This is a genomic window from Caulobacter sp. GW456-12-1-14-TSB4, assembly GCF_059424195.1.
The window spans coordinates 1-2,698 of sequence record NZ_JBWKZF010000071.1; the positions used below are offsets into that span (position 1 = coordinate 1).

The window sequence follows — 2,698 nt, forward strand, 5'->3', positions numbered from 1 at the left end:
CCCCCCGGGGAAACGGGGGAGGGGATCGCGGAGCGCCCCTCCCGCCAATGCTTACTTCCGCTGCGCAGCTGTCTTGTCGCGCAGGGCCTTGAACTCAGAACCCGCCTGCCACTGCGGCCATACCCGCGAGTTGGCCAGGTCGTGGCCGATCTCGTAGACGAGGCCCAGGTCCATGGCCTGGCCCGACAGGTCCCAGTCGGCCGACCATTCGTCCGCCGGCTGGTGGTAGCGCTTGTCGGTGTAGTCGGCCTCGGCCTTCTCGCCGGCTTCCTTGCCGCCCTTGACCAGGTCGTTGCCCGAGCCGATCGAGATGGCCGGCACGCCGCGCTTGGCGAACGGGAAGTGGTCCGAGCGGTAGAAGTGGCCGGCCTGCGGCACGGGGTCCGGCGTGAAGTAGCGGCCGTGCAGCTTGGCCTTGGCGACCAGCATGTCCTGCAGGTCGACCTTGCCGTCGCCCGAGGTGCCGATGTCCTTGGCCGGACCGGCCGCCGACAGGGCGTCGATATTGATGTCGCCGACCGTTGTGGCCAGCGGGAACAGCGGGTTGGCCGAGTAGTATTCCGAGCCCAGCAGGCCCTTCTCCTCGGCCGTCACGGCCAGGAACAGCACTGAGCGCTGCGGCGCGGGCTGGCTCTTGAAGGCGCGGGCCAGTTCCAGGATGGCGGCGATGCCGTCGGCGTTGTCGATGGCGCCGTTGTAGATCTTGTCGCCCTTGGCGTCCGGAGCGCCGACGCCCAGGTGGTCCCAGTGGCCGCTGTAGATGATGGTCTCGTTCGGGAACTTCGTGCCGACGATGCGGCCGGCGACGTTGTGCGAGGTGATCACCTCGTGCTTGACCTTGAAGTCGGCCGAGAAGGTCGCGCCCTTCAGCACCACCGGCTTGAAGTCGCGGGTCTGGGCCTGCTTCTTCAAGGCGTCGAAATCCAGGCCCGACTTCTTGAACAGGTCGGCGGCGACGTCGCGCTGGATCCAGGCCTCCATCGACGGGTGCGACTTGCCCGGCTCCTTGCGGACGATGTCGAACATCACGTTGGTGTTGGAGTTCTTGACCGTGTTCCAGCCGTACGAGGCCGGGGCCGTCTCGTGGACGATCAGGATGCCGGCGGCGCCCTGGCGGGCGGCTTCCTCGTACTTGTAGGTCCAGCGGCCGTAATAGGTCATGGCCTTGCCGCCAAAGTCACCCGAGCCCGTCTCGAAGTCCGGGTCGTTGATCAGCACGACCAGGACCTTGCCCTTCAAGTCCATGCCCTTGGAGTCGTCCCAGTTGCGCTCGGGCGCCTTGACGCCATAGCCGACGAAGACCAGCGGGGCGTCCTTGATCGAGACGCTGTCGACATTGGTCATGGCCGCGCGGATGGCGACGTCGTCGCCCTGGGCCAGGGCCTGCTTGGCGCCGCCGACGGTGACGCTCGCGGCGACCGGGCCGGCCATCTCGAAGCGGGCCAGCGGCACGTTCTGGGTCCAGGCGCGCTTGCCGTCCTTTTGCAGATCGCCGGCGGGCGAGAGGCCGATGGTCTTCATCTGGTCGACGATATAGCCGACGGCCTTGGTTTCGCCCGCGGTGGCGGGGCCGCGGCCCTCGAACTCGTCGGACGACAGCACCTTGATGTGTGCCGACAGCTTGGCGGGGTCGATCTTGGGCGCGTCGGCGGCGTGCGAGAGCATGGGCGCGGCCACCAGGGCGGTGGCGAGCAGCAGGCGTTTCATCTCAGGCCCCTCCAGGAGCAAATCTTATCGTTGGGCGCGGACCCTAGAGGGGGTTTTCGAGCGTGGCTAGGGGGCGGTGACGCGCCGGCCATCGACCGCCCAGCGTTCCAGCTTTTCGCCGTCCCAGACGTGCAGCGCGTCATAGAGATTGATGGTGGGATCGCAGTGGCCGGGCTGCAGCCAGACGAGGTCGCCGACCTTGGGGGCGTCGGCGGGAGGCGCGCGAGCGGGGTCGGCGTCGGCGTTGGCGACGGCCTTGTCGAAACCCAGCGGATCGCGGCCGCCGGCCTTCAGCACGTCGATCAGGGCCGGGTGGGCGATCATGCCGTGCTCATCGCCCATCGGCCGCCACAGCGAGCCCGGCGCGGCGCCGGCCACCACGCGGGCCGGCGGGCCGTCCATCGACACGGCCTTGAAGCCGGCGTCGCAGGTGACGTGGCTCTTGTGGTTGGCCGAGACGACGGTGGCGGCGATGAACAGCGAAGGCTCGAAGCTCCAGTCGCCGTCGGGTCCGCCGCAGGCGTCGTACTCGACATCCATCACCGCGTAGGAGCCGGCCTGCAGCTCGGTATAGACGCCTGAGGCCAGGTCGAAGGCGTGGGTGCCGGTGCCGCCGCCCGTCACGACGGGCGGCGCCAGGCCGGCGGCGGTCAGCTCGGCGACCAAGGCCTTCAGCGTGGCGTGGGCGGTCTCGTCGGCGGTCTGGCGCAGGGCGACGTCGTCCATGTGCTGCAGGTGGCCGAGATAGGCCTGGATGCCGGCGAACCGCAGGCCCGGCGAGGCGTCGGCGGCGCGGGCCAGGCGCAGGGCGTCCCGCGGGTAGCAGCCGGCGCGGTGGGTGCCGAGGTCGAGGTCGACGACGAGGTCAAGGGTGACGCCGGCCGCGACGGCGGCGTCGGACAGCCGGTCGATCTGGCCCTCGTCATCGGCGACGACGCCGACCTTGGCGCCGGTGCGGGCGAGGGCGGCCAGGCGGGCGGGACCCCAGGGC

The 2,698-nt window shown here is 69.8% G+C and carries 2 protein-coding genes; both read right to left on the reverse strand.

Annotated features, from left to right (window positions below; genetic code table 11):
* Nucleotides 1-51: 51 nt before the first annotated feature.
* Nucleotides 52-1,707 (reverse strand): M28 family metallopeptidase, encoded by a 1,656-nt coding sequence (locus AC07YH_RS26655; protein WP_494749902.1) that lies wholly within the window; start codon nucleotides 1,705-1,707, stop codon nucleotides 52-54.
* A gap of 66 nt (nucleotides 1,708-1,773) precedes the next feature.
* Nucleotides 1,774-2,698 (reverse strand): alanine racemase (locus AC07YH_RS26660; protein ID WP_494749903.1); only part of this gene is annotated, 925 nt, incomplete at its 5' end.

Bases quoted from the DNA above. Each gene is read 5' to 3' on its own strand.
- AC07YH_RS26655 (WP_494749902.1), bottom strand. From the start codon at position 1,707: ATGAAACGCCTGCTGCTCGCCACCGCCCTGGTGGCCGCGCCCATGCTC.